Below are 26,909 nucleotides of genomic sequence, written 5' to 3' on the forward strand. Positions count from 1 at the left end.
GCGAATTCCATGTATATTGCCTAGTAAATGATTGTTTCTATATTGACATTACACTGTTTATTCTTTTACCGAACCAGATGTTAACCCGGAAACGATTCTTCTTTGGAAAAGGAGCACAATTATTACAATTGGTATGGTAACAATAACAGTAGCTGCTGAAATATCCCCCCACGGAATAGAGAATTGACTCTGGTACATGGATATCCCAACTGGAACTGTACGCCATACATCATCACTATTTATAGTTAATGCAAATAAGTATTCATTCCATGCAGCAATAAAAACTAAAATACCCGTTGTAAATACACCAGGAGCTGCTAAAGGAAAGATTATCTTTCGAAATGTCTGGAATGGGCTAGCACCGTCCAGCTTTGCTGACTCTTCTAACTCATAAGGTATTTTCTGGAAAAAAGTCGATAAAATCCAAATGGATAGTGGTAGGCTTATTGTAATATACGGTATAACTAGCCCTAGATAGCTATTACGTAATCCTAAACCTGTAACCAAATTAAACATTGGTGAAATGATCGCTATTTGCGGAAACATTGATGCCGCCAATACAAGCCCTAAAATTAATCCCTTACCTTTAATTGGTAATCGTGTTACTGCATAGGCGGTAAAGGATGCAAATACCAAGGATAATAAAGTAGTTAGTATCGATACCACAAAACTATTTAGCATATAGCGTAATAACGGTCGATTCGTCAATGCAGCCTCGTACGATGATAGTGATGGATCAGTAGTAAACCATTTAAATGAGGAAAAGATTTCATTTGTTGGTTTAATAGATGTTAAAAATACCCATATAAAAGGGAACATAACTAACAAGACAAATACGATTAAGAAAAAGTAAAATCCAATATTTCCACGTTTCTTCATGACTTCCCTCCTCATTTTGTACGCCCAGCAAATAAATCAGAGCCGATTAGTTTCACATAAATAAAGCTGATTAGGGCTACAAATAAGAAAACGATTACAGAAAGCACGGAGCCCTCTCCAAAATTCTGTTGGGCAAATAGCGTTTTATATGCATATACGGAGATCGATTCCGTAGCATTTGCTGGACCCCCACCAGTCAATACAAAAATTAAATCAAATACACGAAACGCATCAAGTGTTCTAAATAATAAAGCAACAAGTATCGAAGACTTTAATAATGGTAATGTAATTCGCCAAAACTGCTGAAATTTATTAGCTCCATCCACATTTGATGCTTCATATAACGAATTGGGAATTGTCTGTAGACCTGCTAATAACAGTAATGCCATATAAGGAGTTGTTTTCCAAACATCAGCTAATATAATAGAAAACATTCCTCCAGAAGAAGTAGATAGTAACCATGATGCATCTGGAATAATATTCAATACTTCTAAGTAATGTGCAACAATTCCTGATTGTCCATCATATAAAAATCCCCACATCATGGCGGCAACTGCTGTAGGAATTGCCCAAGGTATTAAAACCGATGCACGTATAATGCCTCTTCCTTTAAACGCACGATTGATTAGTAACGCAATGCACATACCAAGTATCAGTTCTAATGCGACTGTAACTACAGTGAAAAAAGTTGTATTCCAAATTGATTTCCACATACGTGCATCCTGTATATATTTTGCATAGTTATCAAAACCAATAAAATTTGATTTTAAAATAGCTTTTGCAGTTGCACCTAGTAGATCTGCAGCTTGCTGATAATTATCTGCCACTGCACTAGCTTCACTAGCTTCGGCAATCTTCACTAATTCAGCTTGATAACCTTTTAATGCATCACGATATGTTTCAGCAAAGTCATTATCTATCTTCTGATATTTCAGCTCAGAATCTGTAACTGGTTGGAAGTTCATAATTAATTCATCAACTTTGCCTACTTTTTCTTTCGTCTTATCATCCTCTAGCAGTTGGGAATGATAATTGTTAATTTCTTTATTTATGTTCGTAATTGTGGAGGTTATTTCTTCATCTTCTGCAGCAGTTGCCAACTCCTCTAGTTGACTATTTATATAAAAATGATTATCTACATATCTCTCTAGATCGATAGTCGCACTCAACATAAGCTCTGAACGATTCGGATCATTTAATCGATAATCAAATAAACTATTCCAAAATGATTGAGCAACTGGCCAAAGAACAACAACAAACACAAGAATTAATGAAGGTATTACCATCGCATATCCAAGCTGCTTCTCATTTAATTGAAAACTTCGTTTCTTCCTCATGGTTACCTCCCTATTGCAAGAGTAGTTAATTGAAAACCAAAATACTAGAGCCTGTAAGTTTCTATTAATAAAGTAAAACTTCAATCCGTGGAGTTTTTTTATCCCTCACTTACCAATATTGGTTTCAATCTTGCTTGAAGTGGGAAATTTACTGCTAGTTATATGCGGGATAAAGGCAAGATGAGCATAATTTCCCCACCTTGCCTTATTTGTTTCTTTAACTGTATTACTCCTTCATCGCAGCTTCCATTTTAGTTTGCATATTTGTTGCGGCATCTTGCGCAGATTGATCACCAGTTAACACTTTTGAAATTTCAATTTGCATGATATCTGAAATCTCTGGATATATTGGTGATACCGGTCGAGGGACAGCAGTTTGTAATACTTCGCGAAATTCTGAATTAGCAAATAACAAGCTGACATCCTGCACTTCTGTATCATCATATAGATCAATCAATGTTGGTGCACGTCCACCTTCTATTGCAGAAATCTTTTGTCCCTCTGGTCCAGAAATAAATTTTACAAATTCCCAGGCTGCCTCTGGGTGCTCGGAATAACGGTTGATCATGGTCATCCATCCGCCTAACGCAGCAGCACTACCTTCATCTCCTGCAGGAAGCATTGCCATTTCAACATTATCTACAATTTCAGAACGTTCTTCATCATTAGAAGAAGCCATCATATAGGGCCAATTTCTAGCAAACACTGATTTCCCCTGTATCCACGCATTTTCTGTTTCTATTTCTTTAAAATTTAAAATATTTTCTGGAACAAATTCAGACCCGACAACTTCCTTCATTTTTTCTAATGCTTTCACCGTTTCTGGACTATCAGCTACGACGTTATTATCTTCATCAACAATCTGTCCACCGTATGAAGCAATATATTCGATAGCATTTGTAATCAATCCTTCATACTGTGCGGATTGCATTAGATACCCAAATTTCGTACCTTCTTCACCCTGGAATTCCTTTGCCATTGTTATTAATTCATCCCAAGTTTTCGGGGGTTCATCTACGATATCTGATCGGTAGTAGAATACACCAGCGTCAGTATATTGTGGCATTGCCCATTGTTTACCGTTAAATTTCCCAGCTGCTACAGTACCTGGGAAATATGCATTCATATCTATACCATCTTTTTTAATAAATCGATCCAATTCTAGTGCATAATTGGCTTGGGCAAATTCAGCTGGCCAGATAACATCTGCATTAAACACATCAATTTCGGAGCTTTGCGAACTGAAAGCGGTTACATATTGATCATGTGACTGCCCTGTATCTGCTGGCATCTCTCGCTCCTCCACGTTAATATTGGGATGCTTTTCTTCAAAAGCTTTAATAACTGCTTTCGTAGCAGGTGATGTATCGACTCCACGTGCATAAACAATAGTAATTTGTTCGTCATCCTTTGTTGTATCTTCAGAATTATCTGCTGAATCGTTTTCATTTTTACTCTCATCTTCTGATGCTGAATCACTACAAGCAATTAAGAAAAAAGTTAAAGCAATGAATAGCAAACTACTAAGTACATACTTGGATAACCTCAATTTTAGTCCCCCTTAAAATTATATCGATTTCACGTTTGTGCATTTATTGAATATTACAAATAATGAAATCGATTACATTATGGTTTAATTATAACCCTTATTAAAATGTTGTCAACGATTTTTTGAATATGAAAAAGTGAAACTTCAATCAGTAAGCTGATTGTTAGTACCACAAGGGTATGACCTAAAGGCCTTTGAACTAATCAGACATTTACTAGCAGTTGAACCCACACTAACCATTATTCGTTTCACTTATTGCTTAAGGTGGGGATATTATTGCCAGTTATATGTGGATAAATCACCTTACTTTCTAAGGAAAGCTCCTTCAGAATGAATGACCTGCCCAGTGATCCATGCTGATTCTTTACTTGCAAGAAAGGTGACTAGTCTTGCTGCATCCGTTGGTTGACCAATTCTCCCCATTAAAAATTGACTGCCTAGTTCCTGCTTGTCCTCATCAGACATCCACCCTGTATCTGTAGGTCCAGGATTAACAGCATTGACGGTAATCCCTAGTGGAGCTACTTCTGCGGAAAGGCTCACTGTAAATGTAGAAATAGCACCTTTTGTTGCTCCATAAGCTAATTCCTCGATCATTGGCCCTTGATCTTGACCAGATACCAAATTAATAATTCTCCCAGCGGTTTGAGTTGATTTTTTAAATAGACGTGCAAATAGAGTAGAAAGTATCATAGTTGAACGCATATTTACTGAATAGTGAACATCTAAACTACTAGCATTAAGCTTTTCATAGCCATCTCGTTCCGAATGAGCTGCATTATTTACTAAAATCGTTGGTGATCCTATGCTATTTACAGCTACGTCCAAGACTTTCTGTGGTGCATCTGGAATAGATAGATCAATACACATGTGATCACTATTTATCCCTATGTCGGCCAACTCTGCTTGAAAGTTCTCTGGCCAGTCTGCTACTGCTTTCCAATGCGTAAAGAAAATGGAACTACCCGCTTTCGCTAGCTGGCGACAAATTGCTGCTCCTATTGCTTCTCCATGGCTTACCCCCGTAACGATTGCCTTTGCATTAGACAGATTATAAATGTTCATAGCCTCCTTATGTAGATTCACGAATAACTAACTCATGTTCTAATAGCATGCTTTCTACTTCTTCACCTTTAATCTTATTAATAAGCATGGACGCTGAAATACACCCCATGCGATACATTGGCTGCGATACTGTCGTTAACGTTGGATGTGTCATATTGGAAAAACTTATTTTATCAAAGCCAATAATGGCAATATCATCCGGAACCTTCAAACCATTGGCATGAATTTCTTTGAGTGCTCCAATGGCTAGTACATCCGATACAGCAAAGACAGCATCTGGTTTTTCTTCCTGATTGAGAAGTGTTCGCATCGCTTGCTGACCACTTTCAAAATTTAGTTGGTTAATATTATATATCCTTTTCTTTTCTACAGCTATATTAAACTCACGAAAGGCTTTCTCATAGCCTGCACGCCGTTCACGAGCATACAAAAATTTTTCATCGGAATTAATGAAAGCTATTCTTTTTTTCCCAATCTTTATTAAATGCTTCACAGCTTGATATGCAGCTAACTCGTTATCAATGGAAACGTAGGAGATATTCCCTTCTTTATCAAACTCACTGCATTGTACGATTGGATGGTTCGTTGCTAGTTCCAAAACATTTTTACGATTGATAGTTGGATCCATTAAAATAATTCCATCTGCCATCCGATTTCGTACTAAATTAAAATAAATAGCTTCTCGTTTTGGATTCGAGTCTGTCTCACAAAGTAAAATATTATACCCTTCTTTAATGGAAGTATCTTCAATTCCATTAATAATTTCTGTATAAAAAGGATTGGAAATACTTGGGATTAACACAAGAAGTAGCCTGCTTTCTGAATTTCGCAAATTTCGTCCTAGAACACTTGGCTCGTAGTTCAACTCATCTATTGCTTGTTCAACTCGATTTCGTGTCTTCTCTTTTACCTTACTTCGATTATTAATAACCCTTGAAACTGTAGCGACAGAAACTCCTGCCCTTTTTGCTACCTCCTGAATTGTGACCATGATTTCACACGCACCTCTATATGTAATCGATTACAATAAAATATTACTGTTTTGCTAACTATTTGTCAATATGCGAAATAGCCACGGTTGCGTGTTTGAAATAAGAAAATCAACCTTCGAGATCCCCCTATATTTTTGCAGTTAAAATGGGGAAGTATAAATGAATAAGATTATTCTAATACGATTTCTTTTCATCGAATCATTCTCATGAATAACTTTTTAAAAGAAAATCAAAACTTTTTTACTCAGTCATACGTCTTTTTATTACAACATATTACTATTCATGTTGTATTTATGCAAAAGGAGCTCTTTTCTCATGCGCAATAAATCGAAGGATAAGCTTATCTCACTCATTTTAGAAAAAAAAGAGGATTTCTACCGATTAGCCTATAGTTATGTTAAAAACTCGGAAGATGCTTTGGATATTGTTCAAGAATCCATTGAAAAAGCAATTAAGGCTCATCATTCCATTCAGGATAATCAATCTGTTAAAAGCTGGTTTTATCGCATCGTTGTAAATACTTCACTTGATTTTTTACGGAAACATAAACGTACATCATTTGTAGATGAAAATACGCTAGACTATTATAGCTCTGGTAAAAATGATACGTATCAAAATATTGATTTAGAAAGATCTTTAGAGGAATTACCTGTAAAGTATCGCACAGTTATCATACTTAAATATTTTGAAGACCTAAAAATACATGAGGTTGCTGAAATTTTAAATGAGAACAACAACACGATTAAAACTAGATTATATCGAGCGTTAGAAATGCTGAAAGAAAAAATGGAATGAAATTAATTTAGCCAGATGTATACGGCTAATGATAATTGGAGGATGACGCAATTGGATAACAAAATAAAAGAATTAAAAAAACAATATAAAAATACCCCAATCCCTAAAGAATTAGATTCTACTGTCCATAAGGCACTTCATACACGGAAGAAAAGATCTACTTTCCGAGCAAAGTGGTTTATAGGAGTAGCCGCTGCATTATGCTTATTTGTAATTAGCGTAAATACAAGCCCAGCTCTAGCTCAAAGTTTAACGAAGATACCCGTTTTGGGATCGGTTATTCAAGTAGTAACGTTTCAGGATATTCAAGTAGAGAATGGTAATTATCATGCTCATCTCAAGACACCACAGGTAAACAATCTGGATAACAAAGATCTTGAAAATAGTTTAAACCAAAAATATGTGAATGAGAATCAAAAATTGTATGATGAATTCACACAAAAAATAGAGCAAGATGAAGATGGTCATTTTCTAATCGAATCCGGCTATGAAGTAAAAACGAATAATGATCTACTACTTTCGATTGGGCGATACACAGAAGAAATACAAGCATCATCAGCCACTACGCTGAAATATGATACGATTGATAAACAAAGGCAAATTATGTTGACACTACCAATCCTATTTAAAAACAATGATTATATAAATACAATTAGCGAAGAAATAAAAGAACAAATGCGTCAGCAAATAAAAGAAGATCCAGATAAAATTTATTGGGTAGATAATGCAGGGATTGAGGATTTAGACGTAGTCGATAAGTTTGAAAAGATAGATCCTAACCAAAACTTTTATATCAATGAAGACCATAAATTAGTGATTTCATTTAACGATTATACGGTTGCACCAGGGTATATGGGAGTTGTCGAATTCGTTATTCCAACAGAGGTTATAGCTGATGATCTAGTTGGGAATCAGTATATAAAATAACATGTAAATAGGAATTTATTCGCTATTCCATAAGTTACAATTTGTTCATATTTAAATAACCGTATTAGGCATATAGATCTATTGGAAAAAGTAGTTTTTTAGGAGAGAATTTATAATGGAGTGATTCTCTCCAATTCCTTATGTATGATTTAATGATAGCTTTTATATGCCTTTAATCTATTAGAAATTAATATTAATATATTATATTAACAGGTAACAAACCTATGTTTTATTAAATTGACAGCTTTGGAAAGACAGAAAGGATATTACAGCGATGAATACATTATACACACAGAAAGAAAAATACGTTCTATATAACCATCCTCTTCACAAAGGGGGATATAAATTTGAATAAAAGGAGAAATGGTAAACGAAGGTACATATCAGAATTAGATGGGTTACGGGGACTGGCAGTATTAGCTGTCATTTTTTATCATCTTGGCTTTGATTGGGCAGCTGGTGGCTTTCTAGGTGTGTGTATATTCTTTGTTTTATCTGGATATTTAATTACGGATCTACTTGCTGATGAATGGAAGCAAAACAAGCGCATCAACTTTAAAAAATTCTGGATCAAAAGAGCAAGACGATTACTTCCCGCAATGTTAGCTATGTTAATTCTAACATTTATATGGGTATTATTATTCAAACCCACTATTATCGCATCGTTCAAATCAGACTTCATCGCTGCATTGTTTTATATCAGCAATTGGTGGTATATTTTTCAAGATCAATCCTATTTCGAAACGCTTGGAGAACCATCATTACTGACCCATTTCTGGTCACTTGCAGTAGAGGAACAATTTTATATTATATGGCCAATTCTAATGCTGTTAGGCTTGCGCTACATAACCAAGCTTTCCCTAATAAAAATCATGCTTATTACCGCAAGTGTTTCCGCAATTCTAATGATGTTACTTTATCAACCAGGTCTGGATCCTAGCAGAGTCTACTATGGAACAGACACAAGAGCTTTCTCACTGTTAATCGGTGCAGCTTTAGCAATCATATGGCCGAGCGGACAGCTTGCTAGAAAGATACCTCAGAAATTGAAGCATATACTTAATATTGCTGGTTCAATCATGCTTAGTATTTTACTAGTTATGCTTTGGACGACAAATCAGTATGAACCCTTTCTTTATTATGGTGGAATGGTCATTTTATCCATTGTAACAGCCATGCTCATAGCCGTACTTGTTCACCCGGCAAACAGTATAGGCAACCTTTTTAATTTACCGTTCCTAAGATGGGTAGGTATCCGCTCATATGCGATCTATTTATGGCACTATCCAGTTATTATGCTAACAACACCAGCCATCAATACAAATGGTATTTCTTTCATTCGAGTAACGATTCAATTGGCAATTATTCTTGGCTTATCTGCACTATCATGGAAATTTATCGAGGGGCCTATTCGTCATGATGGATTCATTAAATTTTGGAAACAGCTTTCTTTTACAAGACTTCCTTCACGTATTCCATTGAATAAATGGACCGTTATTGGTGGTAGTGTCTTAATCCTACTTACTTCGCTACAATTAGTCACCAATGCTTCCACCTCGAATGCTTCCTATAGTGAAAATAGCTTATTAACGGAATACAGTGAGTCTAAGCATATAAATGAAAACAGAGAATCAGCGGAAAAAGCAACTAAGGAAAAAATAGAAAAAGAGCAAGCTCTCAAACAAGAAAAAGAAGAAAATATACCTGCTAACACTGAGAATAAGGACAAACATGAAACGAAACTGCCAAAAGAAGAGAAGCATAATGCTACTAAAAAAGAGCAGACTCATGAGGAGGAAAAGGAAGCTGTAGCAAATGAGAATTCAGATAAGAAAGAGGTTACCGCAATTGGTGATTCGATACTAATTAATGTATCGCCTTTTCTCGAATCTTATTTCCCTTCCATCCATATAGATGCTTCCATTGGTCGACAAATGAAGCAAGCAAAAAATGTAGTAAAGCAACTGAAAGGCCAAGACAAATTAGGAGAGATCGTCATTATTGGACTTGGTACTAACGGAGCCTTTGCAAAGGATCAGCTTTTGTCTGTGCTTGAGATGATTGGTGATGACCGTCAAGTTCTATTAGTTAATACGCGTATTTCTCGACCTTGGGAACAAGTCGTTAATAGGACATTAGCAGATACGGCCTCAAAACAGGCAAATGTTACATTAGTAGATTGGCATGGTGCTAGCGCTGGACATGATAATTACTTTGCTTCTGACGGAGTCCATCCAAATAAAAAAGGGGCTAAGGTATATGCTGACATTATTAAAAAAGCTTATGATTCGCTAGATTTCTCTTCGTATAGCCAATAATCGTTCAGGGTGTAGCTTAGAAAAGCTATACAGAAATAGGCTTTAAGAAATCAGACGAAGCTAACTCCCTCACTGTGTATAATTACAATGCCCTTTTTCAAGAATGGTGGTTTAGAAATGGATGTAATTGGGAATTACTATACTACCCTTGTAACTCCCCCTTTCTTGTAATATATGAATCCAAGCAGACCTTGAGGTCATTGCTTGGATTTTTTCTTTTTAAAGAAATGAATTCGATCATTTAACAAGTCTTATTGATATTCGAGCATAGTAGTATGTGAATATGACCCAAATAACCATTCTGACAAGTATCAACCTATTCATTATTTTATAGAGCCATTTTTTAAGTGAATGATACCTAATTAACCAATAAGAGGCGGGGTTTTAATCTGGAAAAAAGACGAACAACAAGCTGTCGTAGTTTATTATTCGCCTTTAGAGTGGATATCCTTTTATGATCAAAATTTTTAGTACTTTTCAGCAGCCATTGCCTCCGCTTTTGTTTTATGGACAGTTCCAAAAGGGTGCTCAGGTGGTGCATAAATGGAGTATAATTTTAAAGGATCGGTTCCTACATTGGTTATATTATGCCATTTACCAGCAGGAACCATGATGGCATCGTCATCATTTACATTTGCTTCAAAAGTAAGTTGGTCTTTACGATCTCCCATTTGCACAAATCCTTCTCCCTCTTCAATACGCAAAAATTGATCTGTCGATGGGTGAACTTCTAAGCCAATAGATTCTCCAACATCAATACTCATAAGCGTTACTTGTAAATGGTCCCCCGTCCAAATAGCGGTACGAAAGGTGTTGTTTTGCTTCGTAGCTTCCTCTATATCAATGACAAACGGCTCTCCTCCATAATCCATTGGCCGTCGAAAATTCCCATTTTGTATTTGCTCAACATTAGAGACATTGACTTGATCTCCGTTTAGCGCAGCCAAAAAGATATTTCGTATTTGTGGATCCTGCTGTGTAAGGAAATAGCCTTTCTGATAGGCCTGGTATCCTTCGACTTCTAACTCATAAGCTCTCTGTAAACCTTGCTGATAACTTTCAAAAGTGATGTCATTTACCTGATAGTCAGGCTCTGCCCCTGTTAATTGAATATAAAGATTTGTAACATGTGCCAAATGGTCTTTCTTTCCTGCTAGGGCATGTCGAATGTTATCGGCATGTTCCTCATTTGGTGCTACATTTGCTAACTCCTGATATAACGTAGTTACACAAGCCACTCGTTTTACTTCTTCAAGTATAGATTCACAAAGGCTTTGATAATTTTCCTCTGTACTTCTTGACTGATTATTAGAATCGTACATAGCTGTGCCTACATTATTGTAATGAAAATATGGATAAGCTTTAGGCATATAATACATAACATTTCAATCCTTTCAAACATTATAATATCCATAATCATCATATGCCTACATCCACAAAATGTACTTCAACTACTTATCATCTTAATAAGACTTTTCAGTGTAAATCCTGCTTTTTAGAACGTAAAGCTCCTTCACCTAGCTAAAGTAAACGAGGTGAAGGAGCTTTATTTTGTTACTGTTTGCCTCTGAAAATTACTGGTAGAAGCTGTCTTTCAGCAAAAAGCACTACAAAACATCAATTTTTATTTGCTGGATACACCAGTCCATTTTCGTTAGATCGATTGACCCTGTCTTTTCTTCCATTGCATTTAAAACACCCATGGTTATACCAAATCGAATTAATTCGGTTTCTTGAAGCTTCCTTTCCAACCCGGCAGCAAAACCAGCGATAACAGAATCCCCAGATCCTACTGGATTAACTGCATTTATTTTTGGAGTTGTGACGTGGTAAAAATTGTTTTCGTGTTTTACCACTGCACCAGTCTCTCCTAACGTTATAACCACCCAAGATATATCGTTAAATAATGGCAACTGTAGAGCTTGCTTCATTTCATCTACGTGAAGAATTTCCGAACCGATTAAATCACCAAGCTCGTATTGGTTTGGTTTAATTAAAAATGGCTTCACATCATGCTGTAATGCTTCAGCAAGTAGTTCACCCTTAGTATCTAGTAAAACAGGAGTTCCAGCTTTTTCGGCAATTTCTAGCATCTGATTATAATAGGTTCTGTCTAACCCTGTGGGGAGACTTCCAGAAATAGTAACTACTTCCGCCTGAAGAACATTTTTTTCGAACTCCCTTAGAAAAGATGCTGCTTCATTTTCACTGATTTCTGGCCCACTTTCTAAAATCTCCGTTTGCTTACCGTTATGAATGATAGCAATACAATTACGCGTTTCTCCCTTAATAGGCGTAAAATAATTGTCAATACCATATTTTTGTAATTCAGTACTAATAAAGCTACCTAAGCTTCCACCTAGAAAGCCTGAAGCTGCTACATTCTCCTCAAGTTGATGTAACACTCGAGTTACATTCAAACCTTTTCCTCCTGCCGTCTTAGAGACATCTGTCACTCTATTAATGGCATTCTCCTGGAAGCTTGAGATGCTATATCGAATATCTACGGATGGATTTAAGGTAATGGTTAATATCACTTCTCCACTTCCTTTTCCTCATACTTATTGTATATGCAGAAAATACCGCTTCTATATATTGTGAGTTTTATGCCTTTCCTGCACTCATACAAATTGCTATTTTTTCTTTAACTGCTTCCTTCATCCTAGCTTTGGCAGGACCCATATATTTTCTTGGATCCGTTTCATTTGGATGTTCCATGAGGTGTGCTCGTAATCCAGTAGAGAAAGGAATTTTTAATTCAGTTGAAATATTGACTTTCGCACAACCTAAAGAAATACATTTCTGAACATCTTCCTTCGAAATCCCTGAAGCACCATGTAAAACAATCGGTATAGAAATTAAATTCTTAATCTTTTCTAACCGTTCAAAATCTAAATCAGGCTCTGTCTCATATAAACCATGTCCCGTACCAATAGCTACAGCCAATGAGTCAACACCTGTTTCTTCAACAAATTCAGCTACTGTATCTGGATCGGTATAAGCGGCATCCTTTGCTTCCACAACTAAATCATCCTCTTGCCCTACTAATTTCCCTAGTTCTGCCTCGACTGTAGCACCATAGGCATGTGCCGTATCAACAACTTGTTTCGAGATCGCAATATTTTCCTTAAAGGTATGATGTGACCCATCAATCATAACTGATTTTGTCCCTAACTCTAGTGATTCAACGATAGATTCATAGGTTTCATGATGATCAAGATGTAAGGCAATAGGTATATCATTTTGCTTTGCTGCTACTTCAGCAATTGCTTGAATATAAGCGCGTCCTGCATAGTTCATCGTTCCTGGAGTAGCAGCTAATATAACTGGAGATTTTAATTCTTGTGCCGTTTCTACTACAGTTTGTATCGTTTCTAGGTTATGAATATTAAAAGCAGGTACCGCATAACCTTCTCTTCTAGCTTTTCTTAGCATATCTTCTGTATTTTGCACGTATCCCATATTACTCATCCTCATTTCCTGTTGTCATTTTTCGATATTTTATGTTCCCATTAATTGCTGTTGCTTGAACCGACAACTCGTCATCCAAAACCACATAATCGGCCAGCTTTCCCGGATGTATACTTCCTATCTCTTCTGCGCGCTCTAAACTCTTGGCAGGGGTTAAACTAGCCAAATGCCATATATCAAATAATGCTTGATCGGACCAGTTATGAAGATTTTTAACACCGTCAATTAATCTTAACGTGCTTCCAGCCAATGACCCCTCTTCTGTGCGAGCTACACCATTTTGCATAACGACAGGAAACTCTCCCAAATGATAATGTCCATCAGGCATCATTCCTGCTCGCATGCAATCCGTAATCAGCATCAGCTTTTCATTTTTTACCTTTAGTGCAAGAGTCGCTACATCAGGGTGAACATGGTAACCATCACAAATGAGTTCAGCATAAACATTGGTATCTGTTAATGCAGCACCAGCAACCCCAGGATTTCGGTGATGAAGCCCCGACATACCATTAAATAAATGAACAAAGTTTTGCGCTCCAGCTGCTATCGCTTCTTGACAGCAACCATAACTAGCATTTGTGTGCCCGATACTTACTAAGACACCTTTATCATCCATTGTTTTAATAAATTCCATAGCATACTCGCGTTCCGGAGCAAGGGCAATTTTTACAATGTTTCCCTTAGCAAGTGATTGCCATTTCTCAAATAATCCAATGTCAGGATCTTGAAAGTACTTTGGATTCTGTGCTCCTTTATACGCTTCCGTAAAAAACGGTCCTTCTAAATAAATTCCTTCGGACAATGCTCCTGGCAAGCCTTCTTCCACAGCTTCTGTAACAGCTTGAATGGCCTTGTCAAGATCAGAGCGTGAGGATGTTAACGTTGTTGGCAAGAATCTTGTAACACCTAGTGTTAACAAGGCTCCTGAAATATGGCGAACTGCTTCCTTCGTGCCATCCATGATGTCGTAGCCATTTATACCATGAATATGCGTATCCACTAGACCTGGAGCAATCATATAACCACTCCAGTCAATTACTTCAGCAGAATCAGGTACCGTTTTGGTCAGATGACCAAATCGTCCATTTTCGACGGAAAGATAGCCAGCTTCTGCTATATGATTTTCCAATATAAACCGATCTGCTTTTATAAAATAGTGCATCCTGTACACTTCCCTTATCTAATGAGTAATACTGTTCGTGAATTAATTTTGTCTACTACCGCTACCCATTACTGCAGCATCTTATTTTAAATACCATCCGATTCATTGACAGCTCTCTTCTTCTTTACTTCAAAGGCTTTAATGCTTTCCTTTCCCTCTGAAATGATACTAGTAACAAAGCTATCTATCGGTTGCTGCCTTTGAAACAAGCCACTTAATAGCATTGGTGAATTCGTTCCACCAATTACATGCACTTGATCTCTAGTTGATGCGATTCGCGAGCTTACATTAAAAGGTGTACCCCCTGCTAAATCAGCAAAGCAGACTACGCCTTCCCCTTCATCAACTACTTCAATCGCTTTAAGGAGTGCTTCTTCTAATTTATCTTGATCCTCTTCAAAGGGAACGACCTCTAATTTTTCTACATCTCCTGCGATTAGCCGAACAGATTCATAAATCCCATTTGGGAATGATCCATGGCCTGTAACGACAATTCCAATCATCTCAAACATCCTTTCTCGATATAAAACTAGGATAAGGTGAACTTCAAACCTTTGGGGTTTTATTTCCCCCAACGGATTGTTCGTACCACAAGGGTATGACCTAAAGGTCTTTGAACCAATCGGACATTTACTGGCAGTCGATCCCACGTCTACCCATAGTGGGGGCTTACTGCAGTTATATGTGGGATAAAATATAATTTACTTTACATAATTCCAAAGAATGAACCTACAAGACCAACGAATACAGTAAGGCCAATTAACACAATTGGTGAACGACCTTTTTTTAGTAGCCAATATACAAGTAAGGTATAGGCTAAAGGAAGCATTGCTGGCATGATTTGATCTAAAATATCTGTTTGTACATTTAATTCTGATTCACCCTGTGTCCACGTATAATCAATTTTGAAAGAAACATAAGTGGCTATTAGCCCGCCAACTACTGTTAACCCCACAATAGATGCGGCACGGGATACATGCTTTGTGCCTTCTTTCAACTTACTGATTGCCTTCACTCCAGTTTTATATCCATAACTCATTAACCCAAAACGGACTCCGAAGTGAATAACATTGAACATGATCAAAAATACAAATGGACCAAGAATATTCCCGTTTACTGCTAATGAAGCTCCAATACTAGCAGTGATTGGTAATAGGGTTAGATAAAACAAGGCATCGCCTATTCCACCTAAAGGTCCCATTGTAGCTACTTTAATACCACGAATTGCATCTCTATCTTCCTTCTTTTGCTCCATTGCTAGAATGACACCCATAATAAATGTAACTAGAAAAGGATGCGTATTGAAGAATTCCATATGATCCTTCATCGATTTACTTAGATCTTTTTTATTCTTATGAATCACTTTTAATCCAGGCAATATGGAATACAGCCACCCAGCTGCCTGCATCCGTTCATAATTAAACGATGCCTGTAAAAGCAATGACCGCCAAGCTAGATGTCGAAGTTGCTTCGGTTGTAAGTCCTGTGCGGAAGCCGTATCTTCATATTGATAACTATTAGATACCATCAGCTATCTCCTCCTCTTTCGGTGTAGGACCTTGCTTGTTCTTATTTTGATAGAAATCATACAGAGCTATTGCTAAACCAATTAATGCAATGGCTAAGATCGGAAGCTCTAGATATGCGGCTAAAATAAAGCCTACAATGAAGAACATAATATACTCCACTTTTATCATGATACGAAGTAGCATGGCAAAGCCAATTGCAGGCATAATCCCCCCCGCAACAGATAAACCATCAATAATCCACTGCGGGACTGTTTCAACAAACGCAGCCGCTCGTTCAGCTCCAAAATAGATGGGAAGAAAGGCAATTACTGCATTAAAAACAAATAGAATCCCTAGTCCCATATAGTTGATCCGTTCTATTCCTTTAGCATTTGCTTCTAATGCATATTGGTCAGCCTTATGCATGACCGGAGCAAAAACCGTGAAGAATAGTGTAATTAATCCCTGTACAGCAACGGCAAAAGGTATAGCAACTCCTACCGCAACCTTTGGATCTTGCCCTGCTATGACGCCAAAAGCAGTTCCAATAACACCACCAATTACAACGTTAGGAGGTTGGGCACCTGCAAGTGGTACCATCCCCATCCAAATTAACTCGAGTGTACCTCCAACGATTAAACCAGTAGTTACATCTCCTAAAATCAAACCTACAACAAGACCGGTAACAACTGGACGGTGAATATGTGTTAATCCATTATATAAATCTATCCCGATGATTCCGGCCCATAAGGCAATTAGTATAGCTTCCATTAACATACTCAATTCCTCCTCCTACACAAATAATGTGTTGCCATCTACGTTTAAATTAACTCAAGAATATTTTGTCCTTTTTCATTTGGTACGCCACGTAGATCAAGGTTTACTCCTAGTTTATCGAGTTTCTTAAAAGCTTGAATGTCTTCGTCATCTACCGAAACAGTTGATGAAATTTGTTTTTTTCCTTCCTCATAATGCATATTTCCGACATTAATATGATCAATTGGAACGCCACCTTCCTTTAAGGCAAGTGCGTCTTGAACATCTTTTACGACTAGAAAAATCTTTTGTTTTGGAGAAGCCTTATGAATCACATCGATCGTTTTTTTCAAAGAAAAATACCGCGCTTGAATGACATCAGGAAGCACCATATCCATTAAGCTTTGCTGTACCTCATCCTCTGAAACCTTGTCATTTGCAACTACGACAAGATTGGCTCCTAAGTGATTTACCCATGTGACCCCTACTTGGCCATGGATTAGGCGATTATCAATACGTGTTAATAAAATGTTCGGTGTTGACATATTATTCATCCCTTCATTTATATAAATCACTTCATGTAAGTGCTATCAAATTTGTTATTTAGGAACCTAATTAGGCTCCTATGTTACGCATGGTTGTATTCGTATATGGTTACTCCTTGCACGACTCGATTTACTCTTCCATCAGGACTCGGATTATCTGGAGTAATACCAAGCTTAATAGACATTTTCAGAGCAAGTACTTGAGCAAACATAATATAGAGTAGACCTAAATAAAAATCATTCGTAAGTTGTTCACTATCACTATTTACCGGAATCACCCAGTCAGCATATTCCTCTATCTCGGAATCTGTTTTTTCTGTAACAGCGACAATTTTCATTTTAGAATCTTCTCCGGACAATTCTTTTAGCATATCTAGGTCATATCTTCTCGTATGTGGATTCTGTGACATGAAAAGGACAACAATGGTGTCGTCATTTAAAATTGATTTTGGACCATGGCGAAAACCTAATGACGATTCATGTACAGCAACCACCTTACCTGCCGTTAGTTCTAGCATTTTAAGTGCTGCTTCATGAGATAATTGACTGAGCAATCCAGATCCTAAATAAACGATACGTTTTATATCGAATTGTAAAATGTCCTCGACAATAGGCGTAAGTTGGTTGACTAGTTTCCCACCATTAGCAATTACTTTAGAAACATTATCACCAGTAAACGGATACACCGTAAATAATCCATAGCAAGCTAGCATCATACTTGTGAAACTACTAGTCATAGCAAATCCTTGATCATGAGCTTGTTCTGGTGTAAGGATTGTTAAGCTATTCGCATCTTGTTCCGTGCTTTTTGCCAATTCGCCATGCGGATTACAGGTAATAACTACCTGATAAAAGTCACTAATAATCGATCCTGCTAATTGTACGGCTGCTACACTTTCTGGGCTATTTCCTGATCTTGCAAATGACACCAAGATCGTTGGAATATCCTTGAACAGATAATGAGAAGGATTAGAGACAATATCCGTTGTGGCAATTGCTTCAAATTGTACATTCCCTTGATACTGCTTTTGTAGCTCTGGAACAAGGATATCCCCTGCAAAGGCTGAGGTACCAGCCCCTGTTAATAGTACTCTTACATGATCATGCTTTGAAAAAATAGATTCAATAAAACCTCTCATTGATTCTTTATTTTCAAAAAGTGTTGTAACTGTCTCTTTCCAAACTTCAGGCTGCTGGTTGATTTCCTGCGCGGTAAAACCTGCCATCTTATTCTGCAGTTCATGCTCTGTTAAATTAAACATCTAATATCCTCCAAATCTACTTGTGGTTATGTTGTCATAACCAGTTATTCTATTAGAATACTCTATTAAGATTTCATTTAATACTTAATAGAGTACAATCTAAGTCAATTCTACCGTATAATCAAACTTATCTCCTCTAGCCACACTAACAGTATATTCAATTAACTGATCCTGATGATAGGCAAATCGTTTGATTAGCATTGCTGGCTGCTGAGAGGGTATTCCTAAATAACGTGCCTCTGTCTCTCGAAGGCTAGCAGCAGAGAAGCGCTCAAGTGCTTTCGTTACTACTACTTGATATTCTTGGTAAAACACATCATACATTGGTCTTTCTATTAACTGTGCTTTTGTTAGATTAGGAAATCGTTTCTTTGGCAAATAGGATGTTTCATACATTAATGGCTCATTATCGGCAAGTCGTAATCGAATAATTTGAAAAACTTCATCGTACGGTTTGATATCCATTTTTGTTGCTAGTCTTTCTTCCACCGCAATTTCTTCAAAGGACAATACTTGTGTCATGGGAACCTTACCCATCTTTTGCATTTCTTCTGTAAAGCTATAGAGCTTTACTAAATCTTGGTTATAAGATGTTGCAGAAACGAAGGTACCTTTTCCATGAAGCTTATAAATATAGCCTTCCCTCTCTAATTCCTGTAGCGCCTGCCTGACGGTTATCCTACTCAAATCATACATATCACATAATTCGCGCTCAGAAGGTAGCTTTTCATGTTCTTGATATACTTGATTGTCTATCTTCTTAATTAATTCTTCCATTAATTGTAAATACAAAGGTACCTTACTACTTTTATCCAATTCGGACTTCCACCTCCCTTACTTAAAGTGGTTATTACCAGTTGCCTTTAGTATATAAAATCCTTACAAAAATGTAAAGGCTTTAATTTCAATTATTATTAACTTAGTGCTTCAATTATGTCTAAGATCGCACACTTTTACGAATAACAAGCTTTGTTGCAATAAATATTTTCTTTGCTATTTTCCTTCCTGCCAATCGCTCAACCAACGTATCCACAGCTGTTTCTCCCATAATTTCTGTATATACTTTAATCGTGCTCAAAGAAGGATACACATACTTAGATACAGACATATCATTCAAACCAATTACACTAACTCGATCAGGAACGGGAAGGTTGGCTTCATGAAGCGCACGTAAGCTGCCAATTGCCATGACATCACTACTCGTAAAAAATGCAGTTGGCAAATCATCACCTAATTCTTCGATTGCTTGTTTCATTAGCTGATAACCATCGTCCACCGAAAACGACCCTACATACATAAACCGCTCATTATATAATGCTTTTTCTTTCATATATGATTCGAAGGTTTTTTCTCGCAGGTCAATAAGCTCTTCAACCTCTCCCTTTAACAACTCCCTACCACCAATAAACCCAATCGACTGATGATTTGTTTGAATAAAATAGTCAATAACCGTTCTTGTCGCCTTTTCAAAATCAATGACAATCGCATCATATTTATCTTCATCTGGGCTATAATCAACAAATACCACATGTGGGTTAATAGCGGTTAATTCCTTAACCTGTCCATTACTAAATTTACCTACGGCAATTATTCCATCAATGCCTTCACTAGAAATTTCATCTATACTATTAAAAAAATATACTTGAGAATTTATATTCAACGCTTTGCATCGTTCTTCAATACCAAGGCGAATTGATAGATAATACAGATCACTCAGCTCTTCTTTTTCTGTATACCAATGTACAATAGCTATATTCGTACCATGGTACTTTTTTGATGTTTTCTTTCGGTAAGACAGTTCTTCAGCTGCTTCAAAAATTTTTTTCTTTGTTTCATCTGCCACCGATAAGCTTGCATCATAATTAAGTACACGTGAAACAGTTGCCGGTGACACACCAGCTTTTTGTGCTATATCCTTAATCGTTGCCAACAACATCACTCCTAAATCCCTAATCTACTAGTAACTATTTTACCATTTCCCAATACTAGCGTCTGTTTTCTGTAAGAAAAACGGAGCAAAATTCGCTCAGTCCTTATCAAAACATGCTCCGATTTACGCTCCCCCTAGTAGCTATTATGGAATAATAGCTACTGCTTGACCACCACTCCGGCTGCCCACTTCCCTTTCCGTGGGGTTTGTCCTTCAGCTAACTTTTTTAGCAAAACCCGCTCAAAAAAGTGGATCTTCAGGTCAAACATTTCCCACAGGAGTTGAAGTGGCCGCCCTTCGCTATCATCAGGCTCTACAACGCTAGCATGAAGTAACACAGCTGCTTTTATACTCACGGATAGCGATTTTCACTTTACCCATTGTAAAAAAAGTCAACCTATTACTTATGACAAGAATTGTTGCACCTTCTCATAGCGAAGACTAATTACGTAGACTCCTGTGGGATTAGCGCGAGCCGAAAATCCACTTTGCAACGTGTTCTTCTTTGCAAAGTTAGTTGAGGCCGTGCCCGCCGAAAGCGAAGTAATTAGTCGGAGCATTGCCAATATACATCAACCATTTCAAAATAACTACTTGGCTTAACGCAGTCATTGCACTGATTTTATACTTTCTTAACTTACAAAGAAAAATGACAGAAAGATTTCTGCCATATATTAACCATTTATTTTTCGATTTAAGAAGGCACCAGTCTGTTCATTCGCATATAAAGTGAAACAGTAGGAGGTTTGTTTTATCCCTCACGGATGGTTCGTACCACACGGCTATGACCTAAAGCTTTGAATCAATCGGACATTTACTGGCAGGCGATCCCCTACTTCCCCATAGTGGTATCTTGCGTACGGGTATTACTGCCAGTTATATGTAGGATAAAGAAAAAGGGGAGATGTTCTTCATCCCCACTAATCCTAGCTGCATCACCCACTTCAACTTCTTTTAATTCTACTTTGGTTTATAGCGAAGGTGGTAGGCTTACAGGTTGCTCACTGTGATAAACTAGGTTTCCTATTCTCTTTCAGAAAATGCTCCAGTAGAATGACTTTACCATTTTCAAGTCTAGACGCCTCAGCGGCAAAAGCAATGAGATGACTCTCCAATGATTTCGTTGCAGAGGTCTTGCTTATATTGATTTCTCCATCAAAGCTTCTTACTTCTCGAAGGAAATCACGCACGATTCCTTCATCACCACCACCGTGACCACTTACAGGCTTGCTTAAATGAATAACTGTTTCATGTTTGGACAAAAAGTCATAAATTGAAATCTTATTTTCATCCATCTTCCCTCTAATTTCACCTTTCGTTCCCATAATTTGCACAATTCTAGTTTGCTCTCTTGTAAAAGCAGACATACTAAACGTAGCTGTGGCTCCATTTACGAATTCTAAATTAACAACTTGATGATCCACCACATTATTGTCAGATTGATACACACATTTCCCATAAGGAGTTGTTTCCAATGCACGTATAATTCCTTCTCGAGTATGGTCCGTCGTAAATTTCTTCGCCCAGCCCTTTCCTTCACCTAAGTAATAATTTCCAGCATGGAAGGGACATTCATTCTCAACCGGACAACCGTCCAAGCATCTTTCTGGAGCTCCATGTGGTTTATTTCCTTCATGAAAATGCATGAGTGAACCGAAAGAGCTTATATGCTTACATGGCTGATCCATTAAGTACATTAATATATCCATATCATGACAAGACTTTTGCAAAATCATTGGGCTAGAATGGTTACTATTATTCCAATTTCCTCTAACAAAACTATGAGACATATGCATAATTTCTACATTCTCATTCAATTGAATAGAAGCAATATCTCCAATCGTTCCTTCATCAATCACTCGCTTTATCGTTGACCAAAAATTTGTGTATCTAAGTACATGGCAAATTGTCAGCAACCTATTATGCTGTCTCGCTTTTCTTTCCATTTCAATACACTCTGCAGGATCTGGAGACATCGGCTTCTCCAATAAAATATGGTATCCTTTTTCAATCGCCTTTATCGTCGGTTTAAAATGTTGTCGATCCAGTGTACATATGAAGGCAACATCTGCTTCTATATTTGCTTCAAGTAATTCTTCCCACGAAGAGAAGCACTTATCTTCCGAAATATGATGCGTATCGGCAATAGATTTTCTTTTATCTTTGTTTAACTCAGCGACTGCGACAATATCTAATTCATGCGGATAATTTATTGCATAAGGAGCATATGCTTTAGCTCCTCTATCTCCTGCCCCAATTAGAACCGCTTTTATTTTTCGCACTGTGATCGCCCCTCTCCTCCTACAAATGATTTCGATTATTTAAGATAACATTACCCTTTTCGCCCTGATAGAGCGATACCTTCAACAAATGCCTTTTGGAATAACATAAAGATGATGATTAACGGCCAAGATGCTAAAAACGTTCCAGCCATTAATACGGGATAATTCGTACTATATTGCCCTTGTAATGAAGCTAACCCTGCTGATAAAGGCATCTTATCAGGAGAGCTATTAACAATTAACGGCCATAGAAAATCATTCCATGACCAGAGTATCGTAAAGATAGCAAGAGCAATTAACCCTGGTTTAGCTAATGGTAACATAATCCTCCAATAGATTTGGAAATGATTACAGCCATCTATCTTCGCAGCCTCTTCTAATTCATCTGGCATTGTCATAAAAAATTGCCGTAATAAAAACGTTCCAAAAGCACTAAATAATCCTGGAAGAACGAGGGCTGTTAATGTGTTTAACAAATCTAGATTAGCTATAATTTGGTACTGTGGTATTAAAAAAGCCTGTGGAGGTATCATTAATACAGACAAATATAAAATAAAAAAGAAATTTCTTCCTGGGAACTTAATACGCGCAAATGCGTATGCTGCTAAAGAACATAAGAATAACTGTCCAATCGTTTTAATAATAGTTGTAATAAAAGTATTCCAATAGAATCCAGCAAAAGGAAATGAGTCAAATATCTCTTTATAATTGCTCCACTGAAAGACTTCTGGAAATATTTTTGGCGGAATTTGCGCTGCTTCCCCAACTGTTTTCAATGAGGTTAATATCATCCATAAAAACGGACCAATCATTAATATTGCACCACATAGTAATAATAAGTGGATGACTAGTTTCCGAGATTTACTGACATTTTCCATACAAACACCTTCTTTCTACTCATAATGAACCCAGCGTTTTTGTAATCTAAATTGAATGATTGTTAATACGAGAATGATAATAAACAACACAAAAGCAATTGCCGCTGCAATACCTTTCTCTCCAATAACAAATGCATAATGATAGAACAAGTAAATAACGGATTGAGCACTGTCAATTGCTGGATTGGTTGGGCTGACCATCATAAATATAAAATCGAATACTTGAAAAGCAGAAATAAATGAAATAACAGCAACAAAAAAGATCGTTGGTGAAAGTAAAGGCAACGTAATCTTAAAGAATGAGTATATAGGACTAGCCCCGTCTAAAGACGCTGCTTCATATAGAGACTTTGGTATTCCTTGTAATCCAGATAATAAGATAACCATATTTGTTCCTATCGCGCTCCAGGTTCCTACTATAATGATGGATATTAAAACCCAATTAGGATCCGTGAGCCAGCTAGGACCGTCAATAGAAAACCATTCAAGCATATGATTAATAATTCCATAGTCTGCATTATATAACCATTTCCAAATCATCCCTATTGCTGCTGGCATTGTGACAACCGGAAGAAAAAACAATGTACGATATATAGTAAGACCCTTTATCTTTTGATTTAGCAATACAGCTATTACGATCGAAATAGCAATACTAAATGGAACCATTACAAACGCATAAACAAGCGTATTTCTAAATGAATACCATATTTGCGGATCATCGAACATGTCTTTATAATTTTGTAAGCCTGACCAGCTGTAATTACCAAAATCTCCCCAATCATTGAAGCTATAATAGAATGTTTGAAAGACAGGGAAAATATAAAAGATTAGTAAGCCCAATAATGTTGGTGCAATAAATAAATAACCCCAGAAAATATCATTCTTTTTTAGTGTCGACATCTGGCGTGTCGCTACCTTAGTATCCTTCATATATAATCACCTCGATGTACTGAGCTTAATATATTACTCACTTGCTAGAACTTCTTCCATCTGTTTATCTATTTTTTCACTTGCTTCTTCTACAGTTATTTGACCAGACCAAGCCTTAGCTAGATTATCCTGTATAATTGTGGACCATTTGGAAGTATCCTTGGACACAGGGTAAGGTTCTGCGACCTCAGCCATATCTAAAAATACTTGTAAATTAAAATTAGGGGTCGATTTTGTCCAAGCATCTTGTGTGCCTTCATATGCAGGAATAATTCCTGATTCCGCTTGCATAACAGCGGCTTTCTCTGAACTTAGGAACGTTACAAACTTCCAAGCTGCATCTTTGTTTTCTGAGTTCTTAGCTATGACGTTTCCTAATCCATGGATTACATTTGAGCGCTTTTGCATTTCTGGTAAAAGGGCTACATCAGCATGCTCGTTCGTATATTCATTTGCTTTAAATTGTGGAATCATATACGAAGCTTGAAACATCATCGCAACCTTTCCTGATTCAAACATACTTGTTGCATCTGTTGTTTCCATTTGGGCATGTGTCGGTGAAACCTTATGTTTGTGAATTAAATCATAATATTTTTGAATACCATCTATCGTATTTGGATCATCGAAACCCGATTCTGTCTTATCTTCAGAAATAATATAACCACCATTTGCTAGAATAGTATTAAAATAACTAGCTTGCGCATCTTGAATAAAGGCGGCAATGCCATAGATATCTTTATCTGGGTTTGTTAGTGCTTTGGCAGCTTCCACGAGATCATCCCATTTCCATGCCTCATTCGGATAATCAATCCCTGCTTCATCAAAAAGTTTTTTATTATACCATAATCCAACAGTGTCATAGTCTTTAGGTAGCGCATAGGTCTTATCCTCATATTGATATAGACCTAGCAGTCCTTTAGGATATGGAGACAAATCTAGCTCATCATCCTTGATACGATTATTTATCGGTTCAAGCATCTCATTGGAAGCATATTTTACAAAGTTCGGCCCATTCATCCAAAAAACATCCGGTAAGCTTCCACCTGTTGCAGCAGCATCTAATTTTGTAAAATATTGATCATATGGAGTTAATTCCAATTTCACCTGAATATTCGGATAATCTTTGTTAAACGCTTTCACAATATCCTTTAACATATCCTCTTGATTCTTATCCCAGTATGCATATTTAATTGTTGCTTTCCCATCAGCGCTAGCACCCTCATCATTCGAGGAACATGCCCCTAACGTAAATACGAGAAAAATAATCAATACTACATAAAATTTTTTCATCTTGTCACCTTCCTATAGCAATTTGTAAAAGACCTAGCTTCGCTTGCTTTTCCACCTCCTACTAAATGTTAGGTCTTTAAAAAGTGAAATTTTGTTCAGGAGTTGTATTACTGCACATTACATTCTCCCAACTGCAAAGTGCAGCGCCAATCACACCTGAATCTCCCTTTAATTTGCTCCCGGTAATTCGCCCAAGCGCTTCTTTTTGCTCAGAGATTAAAAACAGACCAATATTTTGTTTAATTAAATCTAGTAGAAATGGATGATGATTTATAACTCCCCCACCAAGTACAATTTGATGTGGATCTAATAAACTAATAATCGAATAAATACCTTGAGAAATCGCAGGAATAACCTCATCCATAACATCGCTAGCTAACTTATCCCCAGCAATATACGCCTGAAAAAAGTCTTGTGTTGATGTAATGGAATTCCCCATTCTCTCTCTAGCAAGCTTATATATAGCAGGCCCAGATGCTGCATTTTCTAAAGTGGTTAGTTGTCCATCAACACCTGTAATAGGACACAAGCCAATTTCTCCAGCAAATCCTTCTCCTCTCAAAAAGGATCCATTTTGGATAATAGAGCATGAAATTCCAGTACTGATCGTTACATACACACAAGTGGAATTCGGTGCTACATTTAACTTCTTCCACTCCGCATAGGCTGCCATGTAAACATCGTTATCGATAACAATATGATGAATAGAGAATGCCTCTCTAAGTCTATTAACTAATGGAAAATCAATCCAAGGTAAATTATTTTGGTAAACAGCTATCCCGTTTAAACGATCTACCTTCCCTGGAACCCCTACTCCCATTGCTTTAATTTGTGAGATAGATAGATTTGCTTTTTTTAACACCTGATCAATACAAGTAACTACTTGTTTAAACATACTTTCCGCATTATTCGTATTACTACTCACTTTTGATCGATACAAAATAACACCCTGTTCATCCACAATCACAGCAGCAATTTTTGTACCTCCAATATCAACTCCTATTGAGAAACCCAACGTTTGTCACCTCATGTC

The 26,909-nt window shown here is 37.0% G+C and carries 25 protein-coding genes; 3 read left to right on the top strand and 22 right to left on the bottom strand.

Features of this window, described 5'->3' with window-relative positions; genetic code table 11:
* Positions 1 to 57: 57 nt before the first annotated feature.
* The 5 genes from JUJ52_RS01320 to JUJ52_RS01340 all read right to left on the bottom strand — a co-directional run bounded on the left by JUJ52_RS01320 (position 58) and on the right by JUJ52_RS01340 (position 5,821).
* The gene (locus JUJ52_RS01320; protein WP_026682313.1) at positions 58 to 879 is read right to left on the bottom strand and encodes a carbohydrate ABC transporter permease; all 822 of its coding nucleotides are present in this window, start codon (positions 877 to 879) and stop codon (positions 58 to 60) included.
* A gap of 11 nt (positions 880 to 890) precedes the next feature.
* Entirely contained in the window at positions 891 to 2,216 is a 1,326-nt protein-coding gene (locus JUJ52_RS01325; protein ID WP_026682312.1) for a carbohydrate ABC transporter permease, read from the bottom strand.
* A 226-nt stretch (positions 2,217 to 2,442) separates the two neighbouring features.
* Positions 2,443 to 3,765 carry an ABC transporter substrate-binding protein gene (locus JUJ52_RS01330; RefSeq protein ID WP_121603843.1) on the bottom strand — a complete coding sequence of 441 codons (1,323 nt, stop codon included), beginning with the start codon at positions 3,763 to 3,765 and terminating at the stop codon, positions 2,443 to 2,445.
* Positions 3,766 to 4,068: 303 nt separating this feature from the next.
* Entirely contained in the window at positions 4,069 to 4,830 is a 762-nt protein-coding gene (locus tag JUJ52_RS01335; protein ID WP_121603844.1) for an SDR family oxidoreductase, read from the bottom strand.
* A gap of 7 nt (positions 4,831 to 4,837) precedes the next feature.
* Positions 4,838 to 5,821, bottom strand: coding sequence for a LacI family DNA-binding transcriptional regulator (locus tag JUJ52_RS01340; protein WP_026682309.1), 984 nt, complete (start codon positions 5,819 to 5,821; stop codon positions 4,838 to 4,840).
* A 316-nt stretch (positions 5,822 to 6,137) separates the two neighbouring features.
* Here JUJ52_RS01340 and JUJ52_RS01345 point away from each other — a divergent pair, with 316 nt between their 5' ends.
* The 3 genes from JUJ52_RS01345 (at position 6,138) to JUJ52_RS01355 (ending at position 9,862) form a co-directional block, all read left to right on the top strand.
* Positions 6,138 to 6,617, top strand: coding sequence for an RNA polymerase sigma factor SigV (locus tag JUJ52_RS01345; RefSeq protein WP_026682308.1), 480 nt, complete (start codon positions 6,138 to 6,140; stop codon positions 6,615 to 6,617).
* 51 nt (positions 6,618 to 6,668) lie between these two features.
* Positions 6,669 to 7,544 (top strand): anti-sigma-V factor RsiV, encoded by an 876-nt coding sequence (gene rsiV / locus JUJ52_RS01350; RefSeq protein ID WP_026682307.1) that lies wholly within the window; start codon positions 6,669 to 6,671, stop codon positions 7,542 to 7,544.
* Positions 7,545 to 7,891: 347 nt separating this feature from the next.
* Positions 7,892 to 9,862, top strand: coding sequence for an acyltransferase family protein (locus tag JUJ52_RS01355; protein WP_205389029.1), 1,971 nt, complete (start codon positions 7,892 to 7,894; stop codon positions 9,860 to 9,862).
* Positions 9,863 to 10,329: 467 nt separating this feature from the next.
* Here JUJ52_RS01355 and JUJ52_RS01360 read toward each other — a convergent pair whose 3' ends face one another.
* The 17 genes from JUJ52_RS01360 to JUJ52_RS01440 form a co-directional block, all read right to left on the bottom strand.
* A complete protein-coding gene (locus JUJ52_RS01360; RefSeq protein ID WP_205389031.1) occupies positions 10,330 to 11,241 on the bottom strand; it encodes a cupin domain-containing protein in 912 nt (303 codons plus the stop codon).
* A gap of 228 nt (positions 11,242 to 11,469) precedes the next feature.
* Positions 11,470 to 12,399, bottom strand: a complete 930-nt coding sequence (locus JUJ52_RS01365; RefSeq protein ID WP_026682304.1) for a hexose kinase — start codon at positions 12,397 to 12,399, stop codon at positions 11,470 to 11,472.
* A gap of 67 nt (positions 12,400 to 12,466) precedes the next feature.
* Positions 12,467 to 13,324: a tagatose-bisphosphate aldolase subunit GatY gene (locus JUJ52_RS01370; protein WP_026682303.1), complete on the bottom strand. Its 858-nt coding sequence runs from the start codon at positions 13,322 to 13,324 to the stop codon at positions 12,467 to 12,469.
* 1 nt (position 13,325) lies between these two features.
* Entirely contained in the window at positions 13,326 to 14,495 is a 1,170-nt protein-coding gene (gene nagA / locus JUJ52_RS01375) for an N-acetylglucosamine-6-phosphate deacetylase (RefSeq protein WP_205389034.1), read from the bottom strand.
* An 86-nt stretch (positions 14,496 to 14,581) separates the two neighbouring features.
* On the bottom strand, positions 14,582 to 14,998 hold the full coding sequence (locus JUJ52_RS01380; protein ID WP_026682301.1) for a PTS sugar transporter subunit IIA: 417 nt from the start codon (positions 14,996 to 14,998) through the stop codon (positions 14,582 to 14,584).
* A gap of 203 nt (positions 14,999 to 15,201) precedes the next feature.
* Positions 15,202 to 16,023: a PTS system mannose/fructose/sorbose family transporter subunit IID gene (locus JUJ52_RS01385; protein ID WP_026682300.1), complete on the bottom strand. Its 822-nt coding sequence runs from the start codon at positions 16,021 to 16,023 to the stop codon at positions 15,202 to 15,204.
* On the bottom strand, positions 16,013 to 16,780 hold the full coding sequence (agaW, locus tag JUJ52_RS01390; protein ID WP_026682299.1) for a PTS N-acetylgalactosamine transporter subunit IIC: 768 nt from the start codon (positions 16,778 to 16,780) through the stop codon (positions 16,013 to 16,015). The genes JUJ52_RS01385 and agaW overlap by 11 nt, the downstream gene beginning before the upstream one ends.
* Positions 16,781 to 16,824: 44 nt before the next feature.
* Positions 16,825 to 17,304, bottom strand: coding sequence for a PTS N-acetylgalactosamine transporter subunit IIB (gene agaV / locus JUJ52_RS01395; RefSeq protein ID WP_205389035.1), 480 nt, complete (start codon positions 17,302 to 17,304; stop codon positions 16,825 to 16,827).
* A gap of 83 nt (positions 17,305 to 17,387) precedes the next feature.
* Positions 17,388 to 18,566 carry an SIS domain-containing protein gene (locus JUJ52_RS01400; protein WP_166530116.1) on the bottom strand — a complete coding sequence of 393 codons (1,179 nt, stop codon included), beginning with the start codon at positions 18,564 to 18,566 and terminating at the stop codon, positions 17,388 to 17,390.
* A 99-nt stretch (positions 18,567 to 18,665) separates the two neighbouring features.
* Positions 18,666 to 19,382: a GntR family transcriptional regulator gene (locus JUJ52_RS01405; RefSeq protein ID WP_026682296.1), complete on the bottom strand. Its 717-nt coding sequence runs from the start codon at positions 19,380 to 19,382 to the stop codon at positions 18,666 to 18,668.
* A 121-nt stretch (positions 19,383 to 19,503) separates the two neighbouring features.
* On the bottom strand, positions 19,504 to 20,496 hold the full coding sequence (locus JUJ52_RS01410) for a LacI family DNA-binding transcriptional regulator (protein WP_026682295.1): 993 nt from the start codon (positions 20,494 to 20,496) through the stop codon (positions 19,504 to 19,506).
* A 158-nt stretch (positions 20,497 to 20,654) separates the two neighbouring features.
* On the bottom strand, positions 20,655 to 20,852 hold the full coding sequence (locus tag JUJ52_RS01415; RefSeq protein ID WP_121603847.1) for a hypothetical protein: 198 nt from the start codon (positions 20,850 to 20,852) through the stop codon (positions 20,655 to 20,657).
* 645 nt (positions 20,853 to 21,497) lie between these two features.
* Complete coding sequence (locus JUJ52_RS01420; protein WP_026679626.1) at positions 21,498 to 22,778, bottom strand: Gfo/Idh/MocA family protein; 1,281 nt, start codon at positions 22,776 to 22,778, stop codon at positions 21,498 to 21,500.
* Positions 22,779 to 22,828: 50 nt separating this feature from the next.
* Positions 22,829 to 23,656 (bottom strand): carbohydrate ABC transporter permease, encoded by an 828-nt coding sequence (locus JUJ52_RS01425; protein WP_026679627.1) that lies wholly within the window; start codon positions 23,654 to 23,656, stop codon positions 22,829 to 22,831.
* Between the two features lie 15 nt (positions 23,657 to 23,671).
* Complete coding sequence (locus tag JUJ52_RS01430; RefSeq protein WP_026679628.1) at positions 23,672 to 24,586, bottom strand: carbohydrate ABC transporter permease; 915 nt, start codon at positions 24,584 to 24,586, stop codon at positions 23,672 to 23,674.
* Positions 24,587 to 24,619: 33 nt separating this feature from the next.
* On the bottom strand, positions 24,620 to 25,876 hold the full coding sequence (locus tag JUJ52_RS01435; protein ID WP_026679629.1) for an ABC transporter substrate-binding protein: 1,257 nt from the start codon (positions 25,874 to 25,876) through the stop codon (positions 24,620 to 24,622).
* Between the two features lie 76 nt (positions 25,877 to 25,952).
* Positions 25,953 to 26,891: an ROK family protein gene (locus JUJ52_RS01440; protein WP_205389037.1), complete on the bottom strand. Its 939-nt coding sequence runs from the start codon at positions 26,889 to 26,891 to the stop codon at positions 25,953 to 25,955.
* Positions 26,892 to 26,909: the final 18 nt, after the last annotated feature.

This window comes from Virgibacillus sp. AGTR (assembly GCF_016919725.2).
In the GTDB taxonomy this organism is placed as follows: Bacteria; Bacillota; Bacilli; order Bacillales; family Amphibacillaceae; genus Virgibacillus; species Virgibacillus salarius.